An 18,881-nucleotide genomic window follows, 5' to 3' on the forward strand; every position below is an offset into this window, starting at 1 on the left:
CGATGCCTCGATCATGCCGACGGTGCCGTCCGGAAATACCTATGCGCCGACGCTAATGGTGGCTGAGAAGGGCGCCGACATGATCATGGAAGACGCAAAGGAGCGCGGCGTAGCGCATTGTTCTTGGGTCGGACAGGAAAGCGCCTTTCATCCGAGGTGCTGAATTGAGCTCGGCGTTGCTCTGTGGGGGGCTACGATCTTGCCCCGCAATAGCCACTACATAATTTCAGCGGCATTAGCCACATTTTGCAGTAATCCTGCATAAAGAGGCCAGTTGGGCGGTCTTTGCGCGGGCCAATCCATCTACAGTTGCCTCTAGAGAGGGCAATGAGCATGGCATGAGAGTGCTCTGCAAGGGAGCTTCGAAACCATCTCTCACGTGGAGGTCTTGCTTTTGTCTTTAGCGAAAGATGTTCAAAGCCAAAATGGTCGATCGAGAAAGTTCGAACATATATCGGTGCTGACGCAAGAATGGAGAAGAGGGTGAACGACACCTTGTATGGTACGCGTGACAAGCGCGGCTATTGGAAACCGAGCAATTGGCCGCTCCTGCTGTCGATTCATACCCAGCCGACTAGGCCGCAGGTTTGGTTGCGTTACCTGTTCGGCTTTCCGGGATACTTGTGGCCATGGTCAACTGTTTATTTCTTGATCACGCTGGGGGTCTGGTACTATCTCACGCCCCCGCTGGAGATGATGCGGCAGTTTAGTGTCGGCTGGATTTCGTTCATTTTAGCCCGCAATGCTGGATTGGTGCTCTTGGTTTATGGCACCTTCCATGCCTTGCTCTACATTCAGAGGCGGCAAGGGACCGATTTCAAATACAACATTAAATGGCCTGATATTGGTAATCCGACATTCCTGTTCGGCAACCAGACCGCAGAGAATGTGTTTTGGACAATGTGCAGCGGGGTTCCGGTCTTGACTGCCTATGAAGTTCTCACATGGTGGCTTTTCGCCAACGAGTACGTTCCATACGTTAGTTTCGCTGAGCACCCGATCTACTTCTTTGCTGTCCTTGTCCTAATCCCGTTATGGCGCGAGGCGCATTTCTATTTCATACACCGCCTAATTCATCTAGGCCCGTTGTATAACATCATCCACAAGGTGCATCACAACAACGTCAATCCGGGTCCGTGGTCTGGCCTGTCGATGCACACATTTGAACACGTCATATACTTCACGAACGTCCTGATCCACTTTGTGGTGCCGTCACATCCCTTGCATGCAATATATGAGCTGATGAATGCCGCGCTGTCGCCTGCAAAAACTCACGTCGGCTTTCATAAGCTTGTCGTGGTTGGTGAGCAGGCTATTCCAAGCGACAACTATTTCCACTATTTGCATCACAAGCTCTTCGAGGTGAACTATAGCGATCGATCGATTCCCTTCGATGTATGGTTTGGTACCGCTCACGATGGATCGCCTGAAGCTGATGAGCAGTTGTTCAAGCGCCTTAGAGCGAGCAAAGCCAATAAACACATTTCGGCTCCGTCTCCGTCACCTTAAGATTCGGATCGGACGGCAGCTCTTGCTTTTGGCTGCCCAGGCGGCTGGCTCCAGCTAACTGATTGCAAATTGCGTCAGCCCGGAGGTTGGCTGTTAACCAGACCAAGTAGAGGAAACTGCATTGACTATAACAGAGGAGTGGGTAGCTGCCTGTCCCGTCGACGCCATAGAGCGCGAAGAAGCACTGCGTTTCGACTACGGCGCGCGCACCTTCGTAATCGTTCGTTCGCCAGAGGGAACGTTCCACGCAATGGATGGCAACTGCTCTCACGAAAAGGTTCATCTCGCCGGGGGTATCGTCGACGGCCATATCATCGAATGCCCGAAACACTTCGGGACCTTCGACTATCGAACCGGCGAGGCATGTGCGCTGCCGGTATGCATCGATTTGCGCAGCTATGATGTTAAGGTCGAGAATAACTTGGTCTTCATCAAACTTTAACTGGACCGACGAAAGACTTCGAATTCGTGCCAAGGCAGCACGCACTTGCGCTGTAACTGGTTGCAGGCGAAGGGACGTTTCGATCAAGTCTCCAATGACGAGAGTGCTCGACCAGATGCCTCGTGACACGCGATGCTTGTTTATCTTGGCGTAGCTCCATGAGCAGCGAAGCTACGATGATGATAGTCGGAGCCGGGATAGCCGGCTCGGTCGCCGCGGAATCGCTTCGCGCAGAAGGGTGGCGGGGTCGGATAGTACTGATTGGTCGAGAGACGAGGTTGCCGTATGAGCGGCCGCCGCTGTCTAAGGCGCACTTGACAGAAGAGGTTGAGCCGGGGCCCAAGACGCTTGTGACATCCGAACGCCTCGAGGAGCTGGATATTGAATATCTCCAGGGCCGCGAGGTTGTCGCAATAGATCGAGCTGCGCATACCGTCAAACTGGCGGACGGTGCGCGACTGGCTTATGAACGACTTCTGCTGACCACCGGGGCCCGCGCCAGGCCGGTGAGCAACTTGATCGGTCAAGGAGCTCGGATAAGAACGCTTCGCACGTATGACGATGCGTTGTTCATCAGACGGGCAATCAACCCAGGTGCCGAAGTTGTTGTTGTAGGCGGCGGATTCATTGGCCTCGAGGTAGCTGCCAGCGCGGTGTCGAGAGGCGCTTCAGTAACCGTGATCGAAGCTGGACCGCGGCTTTTGGCGCGTGCAGTCCCGGCGCCTTTGGCCGAACTGATCAAAGCTAAGCACGAGCGCTCAGGCGTGCGCCTAGAGCTCGGTACCACAATCGAGCGTGTGGACGCGATTGAAGGCCGATCGAAGGTGATCTTGACCAGCGGCCGCGCACATCTCGCAGATCTCGTTATTGTCGGGATCGGTGCAGTACCAAATGTTGAACTCGCGCGACTGGCAGGATTGGCTATTGACAATGGGATTGCGCTAGACGAGCTCTTAGCTACATCAGACCCAGACATCTTTGGGGCCGGCGACTGCTGTTCATTCCCACATCGCCTTTACAATGAAAGGATAAGACTGGAGGCGTGGCGCAGCGCGCAGCAGCAGGGGGCGGCGGCCGCGTCCAACATGTTGGGCGCGCACAGCCCTTACGAGAAGATCCCTTGGTTTTGGTCCGATCAGTATGATCAAACGCTTCAGGTTGTTGGTTTACATCGGGAGCAAGACGACCCAGTTATTAGAGATCTCGGCCCGAACGGCTTGCTCATTTTCTATCTGGCCAAGGACGGACGCATTGTTGCCGCCTGCGGCTTTGGCAGTCTGCCTGCGATCGCCAGGGAGATCCGTTTCGCCGAGATGATGATCGGCAGAGGGCTTTCGCCAAACGTTGAGGCACTCTCAAATCCAGCAGTGAATATCAAATCCTTGTTGTCTTAGTGTATCGAGGTCGGGTCGGCGAGGCCGGTCATCCTAGTTCAGCTTCAATATTGGGACACGCCCACCCTTATCGCCATGCCGGTCTTCTTGTTTTTCGCGTCATCGACGGAGGGACCGATGGCGGACGAGCCGTTAGCTCTTCGGCTAAGTGACATGCTTTCCATGCACAATGACTTGACCGCAAAGACCTTGGACGACATGCAGGATTTCTGCGAAGTCACCCAGGACTTTGCGTTCTTTTGCATCGATGTAAGCATATTGTGTGAGTCATATCGGCTGCACAAGGCTCCCACCGGCGGATTGCCGAATGCTTGCGGTAAGTGGCTCAAATCGTGTTCCAATATCGAAGGAAATCCCTTGAAGTTCAAAGCCGCCGTCCTGTCTGAGTTTCGAGCGCCGCTCAAGATCGAAACACTTGGCCTCACCCAGCTTGCCGACACCGACGTGCTTGTCCGAGTGCGGGCGACGAGCCTCTGCCACACCGATCTTGAAGGGATTGAAGGCAATCTTGGTGTGCCGTTGCCAATAGTGCCAGGACATGAGGCTGCAGGTGTTGTCGAGTGGATTGGCAGGTCGGTCACAAGGGTTCAGATCGGAGACCACGTCGTAATGTCGTGGAATCCTCACTGTGGCGAGTGCTTCTATTGCGCGCGTCATCAACCAATCCTGTGCGAGTCATATCGAGCAAATGCCGCTAAGTCGTATCACTTTGACGGCCGTCATCGTCTAGAGAGCGAATGTGGTGCGCCAGTGCATCAGCTGGCATATTTGGGCACGTTTTCCGAAGTGTGCGTCGTCGACGAGAGTTGCGCTGTTAAAGTGCCGAACGAGATTCCCTTCAACCGCGCGTGTTTACTTGGTTGTGGCGTGATGACTGGCGTCGGCGCGGCGATGCATATCGCACAAATTGAGAAGGGCGCCACAGTGACGGTAATCGGCTGCGGTGCGGTGGGTTTGTCAGCAGTTCAAGGTGCGCGGCTGGCGGGTGCATCGCGCGTAATCGCAATCGACAGGCAGCGTGAAAAGCTCGATCTCGCCGAGGTCGTCGGCGCGACGGATACCCTGGTCGTCAACGATTCGCTTGTTGCCTCACATTTGACTCTCACACATGGACGCGGAGCAGATTGTGTGATCGAAGCCGCTGGCACTCGCGCGGCGTTTCGTGCGAGCGTCGAAATGGTGCGAGTCGGCGGACAAGTCGTGTGGCTTGGCAAACTGCCCACGAATGAAGAGTTGGCGTTCCGTTGGGGGGCGCTGATGGGCGAGAAACGCATTGTGCGATCAAGTTACGGCGGTGCCGATCCGTGGCACGATTTTCCATGGCTCGCAAATGCGTATCTCGACGGTTCGCTCAAGCTCGATGAGTACGTCACGTCGTCCATATCGCTCGAAGATGTCAATGTTGGGCTGTCGCGTCTCGCCGCCGGCGAGGACATACGCGCCGTGATTGAGTTCTGACGATGGCACACCCGCCTCTTGCGCCAGGCTGGATAGATGCGCCGCATCAAATCGTATCGCTCGGACGCTTTCCGCTCGAATCAGGCGAAGTGATCGACGATCTGAGGATCTCGTATGTCGTCCACGGTTCACTCGACGATCGCTCGAGACCGGTAATCTTCGGCGTCTGCTCGATCGGAAGCACGCATCATAGGCTTGATTTTTTGATCGGTGTGGGGCGGGCGCTTGATCCGTCGCGCTTCACTATCGTCGTCATCGATGCGTTGGGCAACGGGTTGTCAAGCTCGCCATCGAATTCGCAGACCCAATCGGGCGAGCGCTTTCCGCGCTTCACGATCCGCGACATGGTGACGAGCCAACGCGTTCTCGCTTCGTACCTGCGCATTGACGCTGTAGCCGCGATCGTTGGAGCATCGATGGGTGGTATGCAAGCGCTACAGTGGGGCGTGTCCTATCCGGATTTCGCTCGATCCCTCGTTGCGCTCGTCCCGATGCCGAAGACTACGCCATGGTCGCAAGCAATCAACCACGCCGGGCGCCTCGCGCTCGCGAACGCGCGCGAACTGCCGACAGCCGAAGCTCGCTGGGAGACGTGGACAACCCTGATGTCCGTGCTCGCGCGCTCGCCATCGCGGCTTGCTGCGGACGTCGCGGCTAACCAGGATGTTAATAACGACACAGTCGCGTGGCTTCTTGCGTGCGCGCGCTCAATGGCTGCGCAACAATCTGATCCACTCGACTGGATCTACCAATCCTACGCGTATGATGCGCACGATGTTGGCGCGTCGACCGGCTTCGGCGGTGATACACAAAAAGCACTTGCGTCAATTCGAGCTCGTACCCTTGTCGCTGTGCCGTCGCTCGATCTCTACAATCCCATCGAATCAGGCATCTGGGCGGCGGAGCAGATCGAGCGATGTGAACTCATTCGCCTTCCGTTCCATAGCGGCCATCTGGTGGCCTCGGAGGCGGAGCCGCAGGCGGCGGCGCAGCTGAATGATCGAATAGGCCGCTTTCTAAGCTATGAGGAACCCACACTCTGAGGAGAAAGGCTTCCAAGATTGGATTTGGATTATGGCAAATCAAAAAATCGGACGAAGACTCTTCTCGGGAAAGGAACGATCGTGCCCTTCGGCGGCGAGTTGCGTAGCTGATCAGTCCGATCCGGCCGGCTAGGTCCCAACGGCGCAGGACAGAGCCGCTGGCGAGCGACGGCGGCGGAAAGGGGTGGCGTGCATCCCCCTGATGGGCCTGAGCATCGTCAGGCCGCCCGGCGTAACGCCTCCTTCTTGTGCTCCTTCTGCAGATCCATGTTGAGATAGCGATGGTCCTCGAGCCAGGTCTCGTGACGTTCGACGGTCAGCGCCCGCACCAGCCTTACAGCTTTCGGCATTGGGGAAGATTCGCACCACATAGGTGCGTCGTAAGCGTCGTTTTCAGGCCACGGCTTTGAGGGCTTGACGTCGGTAGGCCCACGGCAGGAGCTTGTCGATGTCGCTGTTGGGATGGCCATTGACGATCCTGGTGAGGACGTCGGTCAAGTAGGCGAGCGGATCAACATCGTTCAGCTTACAGGTTTCGATCAGAGAAGCGACGGTGGCCCAATGGCCGGCGCCGCCGTCCGAACCTGCAAACAGCGCGTTTTTCCGGTTCAGCGCGATCGGACGGATGGCGCGTTCGACGGCGTTGTTATCGAGCTCGACGCGGCCATCATCAATGAAGCGCGTCATGCCCTTCCAGCGCGAGAGCGCATAACGGATGGCGTCTGCAAGCTTGCCCTTCTGGCTGATCAGACCGAGTTTTGCGCGCAGCCATTGTTCGAATGTCTCGGCGAGCGGCCGGCTTTTCTGCTGGCGGACGAGCCGGCGCTCCTCGGCGCTGCGGCCGCGGATGTCTTTCTCGATGGCGTAGATCTCGGCGATGCGCTTGAGCGCCTCGCTCGCAATCGGCGCGGGACCAGGCGTTGCGAGTTCGTAGAAGTTGCGCCGCATATGCGCCCAGCAGAACGCAAGCTCGACGTCGCCGCGCTCAGCCAGCTTGGCATAACCGGCATAGCCGTCGACCTGCAGGATCCCCTTGAAGCCTGCGAGATGAGCGATCGGCCGCTCGGCTTTGCGGTCAGGTGCATAAACGTAGACGACGCCCGGTGGATCGGCGCCGCCCCATGGCCGGTCATCGGCGGCATAGGCCCAGAGCTGGCCGGTCTTGGTGCGCCCGCGGCCGGGATCAAGCACCGGCATCGTCGTCTCGTCGGCGAAGAGTTTTGGCCGTTGCTTCAGCCTGGCGAGGAGCCGCTCGTGCAGCGGACGCAGGTGCCAGGCCGCATGACCGACCCAGTCCGCCAGCGTCGAACGATCCAGCTCAATGCCCTGGCGGGCGTAGATCTGGGCTTGCCGGTATAGCGGCAGGTGGTCGGCATATTTGGAGACCAGAACCTGGGCGACGGTGGCCTCGGTCGGCAATCCGCCCTCGATCAGCCGGGCCGGAGTTGGCGCCTGCAGGACGCCGTCCTCGCAGGATCGGCAGGCGTATTTCGGCCGCCGGGTGACGACGATCCGGAACTGCGCCGGCACCAGGTCCAGCCGCTCGCTTTTGTCCTCGCCGATCCGGTGCAACTCGCCCTGGCAGCAGGGACAGGTCTTGTCCTCGAGGTCGACCACGATCTCAATCCGCGGCAGGTGCGCCGGCAATGCGCCACGGTTGCTGCGGCGCTTGCGAGCTCGCGCCGCGCGGCCTTCGGGCGCGTCTTCGTCCTGCTTGGCTTCGCCCGCCGCTGCGACTTGCTCGACATCTTCCAGGCCCAGCAGCATCTGCTCCTCGGGCAGCGTCTCCGCCTTCCGGCCGAAGCGATGGCGCTGCATTTCCTGGATGATCTGGCGTAGCCGCTCGCTCTCGCATCGCTCGGCGAGTAGCATCGCTTTCAGCGTCTCAGGATCGTCAGGCAGGGCGTCGCTCACGCGTAAATCAGAGCATATTCGCACTCACTTTGCGACGAGCCCGGCGCTCCTGATTCACTTCGCCGCAGCCTGGCCTGCAACTATCCGGGCTGCGTCGGTGTCGTCGTCTCCCGGGCCTCATGGACGCGCCGCCAGTCCAACCCTTCGAGCAGCGCCGAGAGTTGCGCCGCCGACAGACGCATCACGCCGTCTTCAATCTTTGGCCAGCGGAAGACGCCATCTTCCAGACGCTTCGCAAACAGGCACAGGCCTGTCCCATCCCAGAAGATCAGCTTGATCCGGTCCGCACGCTTGGCCCGGAACACATAGACCGCGCCCGAGAACGGATCGGCCATCATCGCCTCGCGCACCAACGTGGCCAATCCTTCGGCGCCCTTGCGGAAGTCGACCGGCCTGGTCGCCACCATCACCCGAACCGCACCCGTTGGACCGATCACCCGTTTGCCTTCAGCGCCTGAACGATGGCCGCGATCATGTGGGCGTCCGCCCCGCGGCCAGCCCGGATCGTAATGCCCTCAACTTGGATCTCAATGATGCCGTCATCCGGCTTGGGCTTGCACCGCGGCGGCGCTTTGCGCTCCTTGCAAAGAGCAGGTGCTGCCGCCACGGCATCCACCACTGCCGGCACGAACAGTGGCGCTTCGGCCCTGGTCATTGAGGGGCTACGTGCTTGCCGGCGCCACGTGAACACTTGCTGTGGCATCAGCCCGTGGCGTCGAGCAACCTCAGAGACCACCGCCCCCGGCAAGAGCGTCTCCTCGACGATCCGCGCCTTGTCATCATCCGAAAATCGGCGACGACGTCCCGTTCCCGTGATCACTTCCAGCCGGCGCACCGTGACGTCCGGCTCAAGCGTATGGTCAAGCGTAGACACAAGCCGATCCCTGTTTAGAGATCGTTACACTCGTCCATCCCACGCGCCAGGAGAAGGTGGGGTCAGAACAGCGCTTACGGTGCGTCGCCGGGTCTCCTCGTTGAGACGCTCCAGCATGTTGGTCGACTTCATGTGCTTGCGGTGCGCCAGCGGCAGGCGGAAGTAGGTCAGCGTCTCGTCGATGTTCTCTTCCACCCAGCCGGTTTTGCCGAGCCAGGCGGCCAGATCGCGCCGCACCTCACCAAGATCGCGCCGGTCGTACATCCAGCGCAGCTCGAGCAGGCAATCGTCATCGACCTTGCGCGGCACATAGTCGAGCGCGTTGCGCAGGAAGTGCACGTAACAGCGCTGCCAGAACACCCCGGTGAGGACCTCCGGTATCGCCTTCTTCAAGCCGGGATGATCGTAGGAGACGACGAACTCGACGCCATGCAGGCCGGGGGCCTTCAACCCCTCCAAAACTCTTTCCAGCTCGAGCGGCTCTCCCGGTTGGCGAGTTCGACCGCGAGCACTTGGCGCCGGCCCTCCCAGTCAACCCGGATCGCGATCAGCACCGCCTGGCTTGCGATGATGCCATCGTCCCTGACGCGCTCGTAGCGGGCGTCCAGGATCAGATAAGGGAACGGCTCCCGCGCTCGCCTTTCTCCGCACCCAGCGCCTCCGTCATCTCCGCTTCGAGGATGTCCTGCACCGCCCCCTGGATCAGCGGCTTCAGGAACTCCTTGTCCGACCTCAACAACTCTTTGACGGCAGAGACATCCGTTCTAACCTTTGTCACGGTCATGGCGGGTCCAAGCTTCTCTACGAGTGGTGATCTTGGCAATCACCGGACTTACCATGACCGCTTCAGCCTCTCAGCTTTCGCAGAACCTCCCGCACACTACCCGGCCGCCGATGGAGTTGGAACGGTCGCCGCCCACGAGTCGTCGTCCGCGCTAGCTCTTCGGGAGGTTCCTTACGGCCAAGTACTAAGCCTCAACGTATGTCCGTCAGATAATTCGGGTTGGAACATGCTCGGTATCGCTCTGGAAACGTCCTAAGATGCCGCGCAAAACGTCGCGCTCAATGCGGATTCACGTTGTTGCTGGGTAAGCGCTGCGACTACGTGGTCACCAACCCGCCTGTTAGTTGCTCATTTAGTTGAGCAGTAGGCCGTTGTCCGCCAACACGGTGAAGCCGGTGATGATGTTTGCGCCGAAGCCAAGATAGAGAATCACTTCTGCTAGTTCGGACGGCTTAGCAACACGTTTGAGAAGCGTCGACTCAGCAGACGTGCGGCGGATTTCTTCCGGCCATTCAATCCAGTTGCTATCGATAAATCCCGGAGCAATGGCATTGACTCGCACCTCGGGAGCGAGCGCACGCGCAAAGTTCTTCGTGAGCACGACCACGCCTGTCTTTGCGGCAGCGTACGGGATCGTGCTGCCACGCGCGTTGAATGAAGCCGTCGAGGCGACGTTGACAATCGCCCCGTTCGCCGCCTTCAAAGCTGGCGCTGCGGCCTTGCTACACCGGAAGACCCCGAGCAGGTTGACGTCAAGCAGTGTGGCCCAGAGTTCTTCCGTTATGAGATCAAGCCGGTTAACGGGGATTGGCTGCTTCACACCGGGCGTTCCAGCATTGTTCACCAGGAGATCCAACCGGCCAAGCGCGGACACTGCGTTAGAGACCATGGCTTCGGCCGAGGCCGCATCTCCCACATTGCCTGGCGCTGCAATCACGTTCCCGACTGAGCTCAGTTCTTCGATGGCTTGCGGTCCGCGTGGATCGTCTGGTAGAAAATTAAGAGCGACAGTCGCGCCAGACTCCACGAGCATCCTTGCCGTGCCCAGTCCCAGGCCGCTTGCCGCACCTGTCACAAGAGCTGCCTTGCCTTTCAGGTCGAAAGAAATCATATTTTCTGGCACCCGTGCGATTAGAGTTAGGACGATAGAGCGTGGAGAGTTATGAAGGGATGCTCCGTCGTTCTAACAGCCGCACCGCGTTGGAAATCTCCGATTTTTGAAGGCGCAGTGCAGAAATTGTGCGCTTGGTCCGAGATTCCCTACAATTTGCAGTCCCGGATTATCGTGATCTCATTTTGCCCTTCGTGCTCGTGGTCACTTTAGCCGAGCTTCCTGTGCGAAAGTTCTGATCGCGTATACTCATCGTCCTTGGTCTCATGGGATGATCCAAGCGAATCCTATTTCCGAAATTCAGGTGATTGCGTCCGGATCCTGACGGAGGCTAGTGGTCTCCGCTCGACGGACTAAGAATGGCGCCTCTGATCCTCTATCCTAAACTTATGGTCGCCTTCTTCCAGACGCACCCGAGCAGCGCAAGCTCAATAACCACGGCTCAGATCCACAACATTGGTTAGCGCCACTCCGTCCAGAAATCTCTGAATGTTCTCCCCAATTGTCGGAAACGCTCGCATTCGCGTAGCCTGTCGGATTTCCCAAGATGTGCCGTGTTGCTATTACATTCGGCACTCCGATAACGGGCTGTCATGGGGAAGCGGTTCCCGCTCAAACACATCGAGCATCGCGCAGCAGCTCGTGCACGCGATTCTGCGGCATATCGGCGATGCGAAGACGTCGGCAAGCCAAGTTTTCGGGTCGATGTCGTGAGACGCGCCGTCATGATGAGCGTGGCCATCACGGCAGCGCGCTCGGCGCCGCGGTCAGAACCGGCGAACAACCATGCCTTTCCTCCGAGCACAAAACCGCGCAGCGCTCGTTCGGCTGGATTGTTGGTGAGACAGATCCTTCCGTCATGGACAAAGCAGGCAAAGCCGTCCCATCGCTTGAGCAGACAGTTGATTGGCTTGAGCACGTTGGAACGAATGCGGGAGCCGGGCAGATTCCGCCGGGAGCCAAGCCTCAAGGTCGATCAGCAGCGGCGCGCTTCTCTCCCGGCGGATCTGCAGCGGCTCCTCGGCGCTCAGCCCATAGATCTCGCGCTCGAACTCGAACAGCTAGTCAATCCGACGGAGTGTTTCCAGCGCAAGAGGCGAGATCGCCGTCGTCGACCGTTCGCGACGCACGTTCTGGGCGATATCGGCTAGTTCGAAGAAAGCCTTCCGGCCGTGCGCCCAGCAGAAGGCAGGCGTCGCCGGCGACGCCTTGCGTCCGGGATCGAGAAACCTGTCAAACGCCATCCGGAACTGCCCCCTCATATTGCCTCAGATGACAATGTTGCCGAAGCGCACCCTGGTGTCTTTCTGGATCGGCTGCCGCGAGTGGGAGCAAGCCGCTCGCAAAGCGCGCCCTCCAGAGCGCCGTAGCGAGCGAGCGGGTTGCGGTGCTTCGGCGAAAGAACATGTCAGGATTAAATACGAAGGCGCGAAGCTTGGACCGATAGTGTGATCTCTGTGCTGCTGATGAGCTGTCGAGCGGCCTTTGATCGCCAATTCTTCACCAATCGCTGCACCGTGCGCCGCTGATGGCCGCTGCACCGACCGGGCGTATGCGCTTCCAGCCGGGAGAGAAGATCGACCGCGGACAAGTGCGGAGCCGCGGCGAGCCATTCCTCGATAATGGGAATGTAGGGGTCGAGCATCGATGGCCGACGTGGCACAGGCTTGCGCCGCACATAGCGACGACGATGAATGCCCCGCTGCTCACCCTGTTTCCAACCATCGCCGAGCTCTCGGGCAAAGGCCGCTAAGTCGCTATGCCCTGCGCGACAGGCATCGCTGGCTTTCCAGCCCGTTGATCGACGCGCTTACCCAGCTCATTCTGAGCGTCCCGCATCTGTGCCAGCAATGCCACCGGATCAAGCGTCCGGTAAATCTCCCGCAGCCGACCTTTGAATGCCTCATTGAGCCTCGGGTGGACCAATGCTCTTTCGTACGGCGTAGCGGGAGGAAGATAGCGCTTGATCATCTTGGCACCTTCGCGGTGCTTCTCCTTCAGGTTAAACGAGGGCTGGAAGAAATTGATGTGCAGCCGTGCCGCCGCAAACAGGCGAGCTAATGAGCGAGCGGCATCAATGCCTTCAAACCGCCCATAGCCCACCAGGCGGCGAACGATAGCTCCGTTCTTTTGTTCAACGAATGCCTGATCGTTCTTCTTGGAGGACCTGGAACGAGTGACTTCGACATCGTGAGAACGGCACCACGACACCGACCGTGTCGTTTATGAAGGCGCTGTCGTTGTCGAAATCGAGGCCCCGAACGGGCCAGGGAAATAGGTTCTGCGCGCGCTCGAGAGCTTCGACCACAAGAGCTGCTTCACGCACGACGAGCGGAAAGCATTCGGTCCACCCCGTTGCGATATCCACCATTGTTAGCGTCTGAATGAACGCGCCGGAAGCAAAAACGGGATCATCGCGACGAGCCGCTTACTGCAGAGCCGGTCAGAGGCGTCCCATAGCACAATCAGTGCAACGCGAATGGAAGCTCCGTAGGTCCGGCTCCGTCGCCGCGGCACGGCCGATCCCGATGCCCCGTCCACCGACAGTGCTCGGATCGCGTGCTTGCGATGCCATCCCGTAACGGCACACAGCTCGTCCAGGATCCGTGCCTTCTCGAGCCGTCCGCTCGCTCGATAACGCTCCACCAGCGCTGATGTGATTTCGCGATTTGCGCGCATGCTGATCTTCCCTGCCATACCCGCCACCGAACTGATTCGGCAGCTCCGCCCCAGACACGAAGTTGTCCGGTAACATTTTTACTGAGCAATGCGGGGGGCAGTTTTCCATGGCGCGCGACAAACCATCAGGCCAGTCCGCTGCAAGGCGTCTCTCGTCGGAGAATTACCCCGCATAAAAAGCTCGTATACCTGCTCTCGGACACCGAATTTCCAAGTTGAACTCCTCTCCAATGGGATATTTCGGCGCTCAGTTCTTGCTAAATTTATTACAAGAGATGAAGACAGCACGACTCTGAGGGGCAATTCTCCACGAAAAAGCCGATCTCCGTAGGAGCTGCTGAATTATGGGCGCATGCTGGGTAAGGATCTTCACCGAGGGGCAAATCGATGGAGTTTGGTGCTTGGCCTCATGTGAGGGGGAATCTCGCGTCCGCACGACAGAACGCTTCGGCGTTCCTGGACGGTCTATTGCCAGAGGATTATCGCGCCCAATTGGCTCGGCAGAACTGGGGCACAACCTGGGCCGGCACTGGCGATGCCTACCGCCGTCTTGCTGACCTCAACATAAGCAGAAAAGAGTACGATGAAGCCACTGAGGCGTGGCTTTGCGCCCTCACTGCCTTCGAGGTCGCCAGGAGAGTAGTTGCGGACGATGATCCGCGACGGGCGAACGTTTCAGCCAAAGTCGAAAATTGCCTTCAGAGGATCGGACTGTGCTTCGGCCATGAGGTCGAATGTGTACAGATCGCGTGTGGCGATCTGGGGGCGTTTCTCGCCTACTATTTGCCTGCTGGAACTCCCAATTCACGGGCGCCGGCGGTCATTTGCGTCAGCAACGAAGAAGAGAAGGGAGTGACGTTGCTCGGCAGGCTCCTGCCTGTGGTGATTGGCCGGGGGATGTCCGTCCTGGTTGTCTCTCACGAGCACATCGCAAATCAGGCACGCGGCGGATCCCAAATCGTATTGTCCCATTGTTTGGATCATTTGTCGGTTCGACCTGACGTTAATAGTGGTCGCATCGGCATTTATGGCGACGGATTATCGGCCTCCTTAGCTACGGATTTTGCCGTATACGATCGCCGCATTGCTGCGGCGGTGTGTGATGGGGGCATTTGGAATTGGACGCGCTCCCGAAAATCCATCGATTGGATGACATCGACCGATGACGGCGCAGAAAGGAACATGGAGTCAGGGCATCGTTCACGGCTAGCTCGACTGCCGAATTGCCCAATACTCGTGGTAGCGGGCGGGCGCGGCGTCGTCAGCGTTTCCGAGGCTATCAAACTGCAGAGTGATTGCATGGCTGCGCGCATCGACGTGGATTTGGTCGTGCCGCAGCTCATTCGAGGGGGGGTGTGCGAGGAGGTTGACAACTTCGTTAGCTCGGACGCCTGCACCTTCAGATGGCTGGAGCAGAAGCTCGCACGCGAACCAACTCCAGAGCGAGTCGTCGGCTAGCGCGGTTCTCCTCCGACCTTGTCGGAGTAGCTCACATCAAGTCGTGAGTTGTCCGGGGGCCAACTAATCGTCCGCGAAATCGATTGTTCTGCGGGGCTTGGATGGGTGCTCAGTGCAGTGGAGGAAGCGATGTGGGCCGAGAAGTCCAAACGATGGGCCTGCCAAGATGGACTGAAATGCCTGCTCGACCGCCCGCCGCTGGCGTTAGGTGCAGTGAAGCTGTCATCTTGGTTGGAGGTAAATGATGGAAACCGCCAAGCGATGCGGCCCTTACCCATTCAGCCCTACAACACGCCAATACTCAGCTTTTGGGATGCCAATCGGCTATTCCTCGCGATCGAGGTCAGTCGCCTGTTGAGGTAGTCTAGTGACGCCTCGTCCAGCCCCTCCAATAGCGCCGAGTTCAAAGCTTCCCTCTTGGTCGAGAGCTTTGAGATCTGGGCCCGAGCCTTCTCAGTCAGGAACATTTGAACGAACCTTGCATCATCTGGTGACGGCTCCCGTGCGAGAAAATCCATCGTCTCTAGCTTTTTCGTCTGGTTGGTAACGAACGCAGCATGAATTCGGAGTTTGCTTGCAACCGCTATTCCCGAGACACCGCGACCTTGATCGAGCTCGTCGATGGCCATGAGGATCAACCACTGCGGCTCAGTCAAGCCTAGTAGCTCCGCCCAGCTCTTATGTATTTGCTCAAGTTGGGAATGGATCTCGACAACGTTCCAGATTAAGTCTCTGACGGCCCTGTCCATTGTTGGTTTTTCAGCCATGTTGGTTGTTCCGCCAAACCTCAGCGACGCCCGAAAAGCCGCGGCGTGACTTTACCCTCCCTACAGATATCTCGCTTTAGGCGCCCCTGAAAGGCGCGCAAGACATGGGTACCATGTAAAAAATCAATTGATATCCGCAATTACTTTTGGTAATATTATGCCTAGATCGTTTGGGGAGCTCTTCAGCGATCATGTAAAATCTCCAAGGAGAACCTCCGGGATGCCCCCTGGGGGTTCTTTTTTTGCGTCGCGGCTGCATTGCAACGGGATTTGTCGCCGAAATGCCACAGTGAGCCGCCAAAGAATGCTTACTGCGATTAATGAATTGCAACAATTAATTGTGCGAATTAGACCTTGGACTGACGGAGAGGGGGCGCCTCGACGTCGTCCGTCAAGCACCCGCCCAGTAGGTGAGGCTAGCAGCGGCGGATCTTTGAAGGACGGAAACGACGTTTCCAACTTGGAGGTTCAAAAATGAAACTGATGAAGAGCCTAGTTCTTGGTTCTGCCGCAATGTTTGCGGGCACGGGGGCTCAGGCGGCCGATCTTCCCGTCAAGGCCAAGGCAATCGAATACGTGAAAATCTGCTCGTTGTATGGAGCCGGCTTCTATTACGTCCCCGGCACCGACACCTGCATCAAGCTGGGTGGTTACGTGCGCGCCGCAGCCGCGGTAGGTGCGCAGGGCCTCTGGGCCGCCCCGACCGGCGGCCTCGGCGGTGCGCACAATCGTCTCAGCAACTCTTACACTGCCCAGTCTCGTTTTGATCTCGGCGTCGACACCCGCACTGCGACTGAATACGGCGTCGTTCGAACGTACGCCGAGTTGGCTTTTACGTGGACTGCAGGCGGATATGGCGGTGCTGGGAGCACTGCCGTAAACGGCGCTACTGCGTATAATGGAAGTAATCCTGCCGGGAGCGGCAGCGGTATGATCTCCGGTGGTAACCTTTCCGTCTATTACGCGTTCATTCAGTTTGCCGGCTTCACCTTCGGTAGGACGCAGTCGCAGTTCGCCTCTCCCTGGACCAACTATCCGGCGAACAGCTACGATGGTTTGCCGGGTGGCGCCGGGTGGGAAGCTGTCAATCAGTTCGCCTACACTGCGGATTTCGGGCAGGGCATCACGGCCAGCTTCTCGGCTGAGGATCAGGTTGTCGGCCATACGACCAATATTTGGAACGTGAGTGGTGCAACCGCGGCAGGTCTTGCCACAGGCTCGTATGGTGCTGGCGACATTGGCGGCGTGCGGGCTCCGGACCTTGTGGCAGCGCTTCGAGTAGACCAGGCTTGGGGGCTTTTCCAGACGTCAGTTGCCGCGCATGATAATCACGCTGGCTACTATGGCGTTGACGAAACGACCGGTCACCCCAGCGACAAGTGGGGCTGGGCCGGACAGCTTGCCTTGTCGATCAAGAATGTCCCAACCGGAGCGGGTGATACGATCAACGTCCAAGGCGTGTATACCAACGGAGCGTCGGGGTACAACTTCCAATCGTACGGGCCCGCCACTTTCGCGCTGTACGGCGGTGCGGGCGTGCCGGGAGCTTACCAGAGCGTCGGGGTCGCCGGGGTCTCGGACTCCGTTTTCGTTGCTGGCGCTGGCCAGCAGTTGACCACGACTTACGGCTTCAATGGCGGCTATACCCACAACTGGAACCCAAACTGGAGCAGTTCGCTCTGGGGCGGATTCGGTGCTGTCCGGTACAACAGCACTGCCAAGGGCTACATCTGCGGCGCCTTTGTGACGACGCTCGCGCTGTCGAGCGGCCTCGGCGGCTGTAACCCTGACTTCAACTACTCGGTTGTGGGTGCCACCACGCGTTGGAATCCCGTCAAGAATCTGACGTTCACGGCCGAAATTGGTTACGTCATGCTTGACCAGAAGTATGCGAGCGGAAGCACCGTGACGCTGCCGGTTCAGGCCGGCATCGCCAAGCCTGGGGCTGCGTATGAGCTGAAGGATCAGAATAGCCTAGCGCTGCTGCTCCGGGCTCAGCGCAACTGGTGAGTTTTTCTGTCCAACTAGAAGGAGAAATCTGAACGGCTCTTTAAACTATTCTAACCTCCAAGAAGGCCTCCGGCATGCCCGCCGGAGGCCTTTCTGATTTGTCGCAGACTTCATCCCCGGTATAGCCCAAGGCCCAGCCCCTGCGGATGACCAAATCTTCAAAGCCGTTACCCCTGAGATTGCGCTGGTACGAGGACGGTATCCAACCGTGCATCATGAAGTATCAGCCGGATTCGTCCGAGTCGCTGAACCAGCGTCTTTCGCCTCAGATCGATCGGCCCTGAAGAGGAGGAGACAATTTTGCGCGGCCTCCTCGGATAGATCACGTACGATCGCTAAAGCGCCGCGATCTCCGAATGCGGCCATTTAGATGTGCGCGCTGCTGTTCACCATCCATCGGTGCCGCACCTATTCAACTTCGAACTGATAGTCGTCCTGGCGCATAGCATCGACCGCAACGTGGTCGCGGAGGTTTGCACTCGCCGGCATCAATGACGCTCTCGCAACAACAGCCTTATCTCAAATGCCGACAGCGCCGCCGTTATCAAGCCACGCAACGCTTTGCAATGCCAGCTCCAAGATAAACCTTGGTGGCGAGCGGTTGCCATGCGCCGCCGCGAAACGTCCCCGTGTGCTTCCAATCGGCCGAGGAAGCGGAGCCCATTTGTGCGCGCACCGTTCAAGACGAGAATTCTGTTAGAGAGGGCGCGGCAGCCAAATCTGTCGACCAACTCACCCTCAACACCACTGGCAAGATGGCGTACTGCTCAGCCAATCACTACCGCCCCGCTTGGCCAGCGAAGTTAGTCCCTCGCGCAATTACGGTTGATGACGGCGCGGTCGTCAGCACCATTCCTGATGCGAGGCCACAAATATCAATTGCCGAGGTTGGGAAGGAACACTCGAGATGCCAACTCAGAGCAGAGGGCGCTGCGGTCCAAGCGCGTCCGCCAAGTCGCCGAGGCCGTCGCCCGCCTCCGCTAACCCTGGACAGACTGAATGCATCATTCGTGCAGCGGTCTTCGTCATCAACGAAATGGCGAAGCTGTTCCGGAAGCTCCTCCGGGAACGGCTGGCAGAGAGCCTTCGTTCAGGACAGGACGCCCATGTTGCGACAATTTCGGCATACGTGACGTGCGTACCGTCAATCTGCCTTGGTTCGGCAGCTGCGCGCTTCGGCCAGCGGCTCCTTCGTGCATACGACGTCATTCGGGCCGCCACCCCGATCGTCGCGCCGTCACACGACGTGCTTCGCACTGAGACGCTGATGCGGCTCATCTACCCAGGGCAGTCGCGGCTCACCGAAAGCCTGGATTCAGATCGGCGCTGGCAGGAAAGATGTCTCTTTGGCGCGGTACATCTCCATTGGTCCGGGCCTCGCAAAGCAGCTCGCGAAAGATCCTGCTGACGAACGCCGCGCTCGCATTCGAGGCCCCCC

14 protein-coding genes and 3 pseudogenes are annotated in these 18,881 nt (G+C 58.5%); 8 read left to right on the top strand and 9 right to left on the bottom strand.

All coding sequences use genetic code 11. From position 1 onward, the window contains the following. From IVA79_RS30970 to IVA79_RS30995, 6 genes are all read left to right on the top strand, one after another. A partial coding sequence (locus tag IVA79_RS30970) for a GMC oxidoreductase (protein ID WP_247560385.1) occupies positions 1-163 on the top strand: 163 nt, incomplete at its 5' end. A gap of 320 nt (positions 164-483) precedes the next feature. Continuing rightward, positions 484-1,509, top strand: coding sequence for a sterol desaturase family protein (locus tag IVA79_RS30975; RefSeq protein ID WP_247560270.1), 1,026 nt, complete (start codon positions 484-486; stop codon positions 1,507-1,509). Positions 1,510-1,630: 121 nt separating this feature from the next. Then, a complete protein-coding gene (locus IVA79_RS30980) occupies positions 1,631-1,951 on the top strand; it encodes a Rieske 2Fe-2S domain-containing protein (protein WP_247560272.1) in 321 nt (106 codons plus the stop codon). A gap of 158 nt (positions 1,952-2,109) precedes the next feature. Next, on the top strand, positions 2,110-3,345 hold the full coding sequence (locus tag IVA79_RS30985; protein ID WP_247560274.1) for an FAD-dependent oxidoreductase: 1,236 nt from the start codon (positions 2,110-2,112) through the stop codon (positions 3,343-3,345). 117 nt (positions 3,346-3,462) lie between these two features. Then, complete coding sequence (locus IVA79_RS30990; protein ID WP_247560276.1) at positions 3,463-4,803, top strand: Zn-dependent alcohol dehydrogenase; 1,341 nt, start codon at positions 3,463-3,465, stop codon at positions 4,801-4,803. A 2-nt stretch (positions 4,804-4,805) separates the two neighbouring features. Next, positions 4,806-5,846, top strand: a complete 1,041-nt coding sequence (locus IVA79_RS30995; RefSeq protein ID WP_247560278.1) for an alpha/beta fold hydrolase — start codon at positions 4,806-4,808, stop codon at positions 5,844-5,846. A gap of 218 nt (positions 5,847-6,064) precedes the next feature. Here the strand turns inward: IVA79_RS30995 and IVA79_RS31000 are convergent. From IVA79_RS31000 to IVA79_RS31035, 8 genes and pseudogenes are all read right to left on the bottom strand, one after another. Then, positions 6,065-6,227: pseudogene (locus tag IVA79_RS31000) on the bottom strand (transposase); the annotation flags it as partial. A 12-nt stretch (positions 6,228-6,239) separates the two neighbouring features. Beyond that, positions 6,240-7,718, bottom strand: coding sequence for an IS66 family transposase (locus IVA79_RS31005; RefSeq protein WP_247560387.1), 1,479 nt, complete (start codon positions 7,716-7,718; stop codon positions 6,240-6,242). Between the two features lie 122 nt (positions 7,719-7,840). Then, a complete protein-coding gene (gene tnpB, locus IVA79_RS31010) occupies positions 7,841-8,197 on the bottom strand; it encodes an IS66 family insertion sequence element accessory protein TnpB (protein ID WP_247560280.1) in 357 nt (118 codons plus the stop codon). Further along, the gene (locus IVA79_RS31015) at positions 8,194-8,634 is read right to left on the bottom strand and encodes a transposase (protein WP_247560282.1); all 441 of its coding nucleotides are present in this window, start codon (positions 8,632-8,634) and stop codon (positions 8,194-8,196) included. The genes tnpB and IVA79_RS31015 overlap by 4 nt, the downstream gene beginning before the upstream one ends. Before the next feature lie 78 nt (positions 8,635-8,712). Continuing rightward, positions 8,713-9,418, bottom strand: a pseudogene (locus IVA79_RS31020) (transposase); the annotation flags it as partial. A gap of 352 nt (positions 9,419-9,770) precedes the next feature. Then, the gene (locus IVA79_RS31025; protein WP_247560284.1) at positions 9,771-10,529 is read right to left on the bottom strand and encodes an SDR family NAD(P)-dependent oxidoreductase; all 759 of its coding nucleotides are present in this window, start codon (positions 10,527-10,529) and stop codon (positions 9,771-9,773) included. Between the two features lie 612 nt (positions 10,530-11,141). Next, positions 11,142-11,740 (bottom strand): annotated as a pseudogene (locus IVA79_RS31030) (transposase); the annotation flags it as partial. 538 nt (positions 11,741-12,278) lie between these two features. Then, positions 12,279-12,740: a hypothetical protein gene (locus IVA79_RS31035; RefSeq protein ID WP_247560286.1), complete on the bottom strand. Its 462-nt coding sequence runs from the start codon at positions 12,738-12,740 to the stop codon at positions 12,279-12,281. Positions 12,741-13,595: 855 nt separating this feature from the next. Between IVA79_RS31035 and IVA79_RS31040 the strand changes: the two genes are divergently transcribed. Beyond that, positions 13,596-14,666 carry a hypothetical protein gene (locus IVA79_RS31040; protein ID WP_247560288.1) on the top strand — a complete coding sequence of 357 codons (1,071 nt, stop codon included), beginning with the start codon at positions 13,596-13,598 and terminating at the stop codon, positions 14,664-14,666. Positions 14,667-14,950: 284 nt separating this feature from the next. On the opposite strand, the gene IVA79_RS31045 is transcribed toward IVA79_RS31040, so the two are convergent. Beyond that, entirely contained in the window at positions 14,951-15,433 is a 483-nt protein-coding gene (locus tag IVA79_RS31045; RefSeq protein WP_247560290.1) for a MarR family transcriptional regulator, read from the bottom strand. 474 nt (positions 15,434-15,907) lie between these two features. On the opposite strand from IVA79_RS31045, the gene IVA79_RS31050 reads away from it, so the two are divergent. Continuing rightward, the gene (locus tag IVA79_RS31050) at positions 15,908-17,443 is read left to right on the top strand and encodes a porin (RefSeq protein WP_247560292.1); all 1,536 of its coding nucleotides are present in this window, start codon (positions 15,908-15,910) and stop codon (positions 17,441-17,443) included. Positions 17,444-18,881 lie beyond the last annotated feature (1,438 nt).

Origin of the sequence: Bradyrhizobium sp. 138 (assembly GCF_023074075.1) — a bacterium.
Lineage (GTDB): Bacteria > Pseudomonadota > Alphaproteobacteria > Rhizobiales > Xanthobacteraceae > Bradyrhizobium.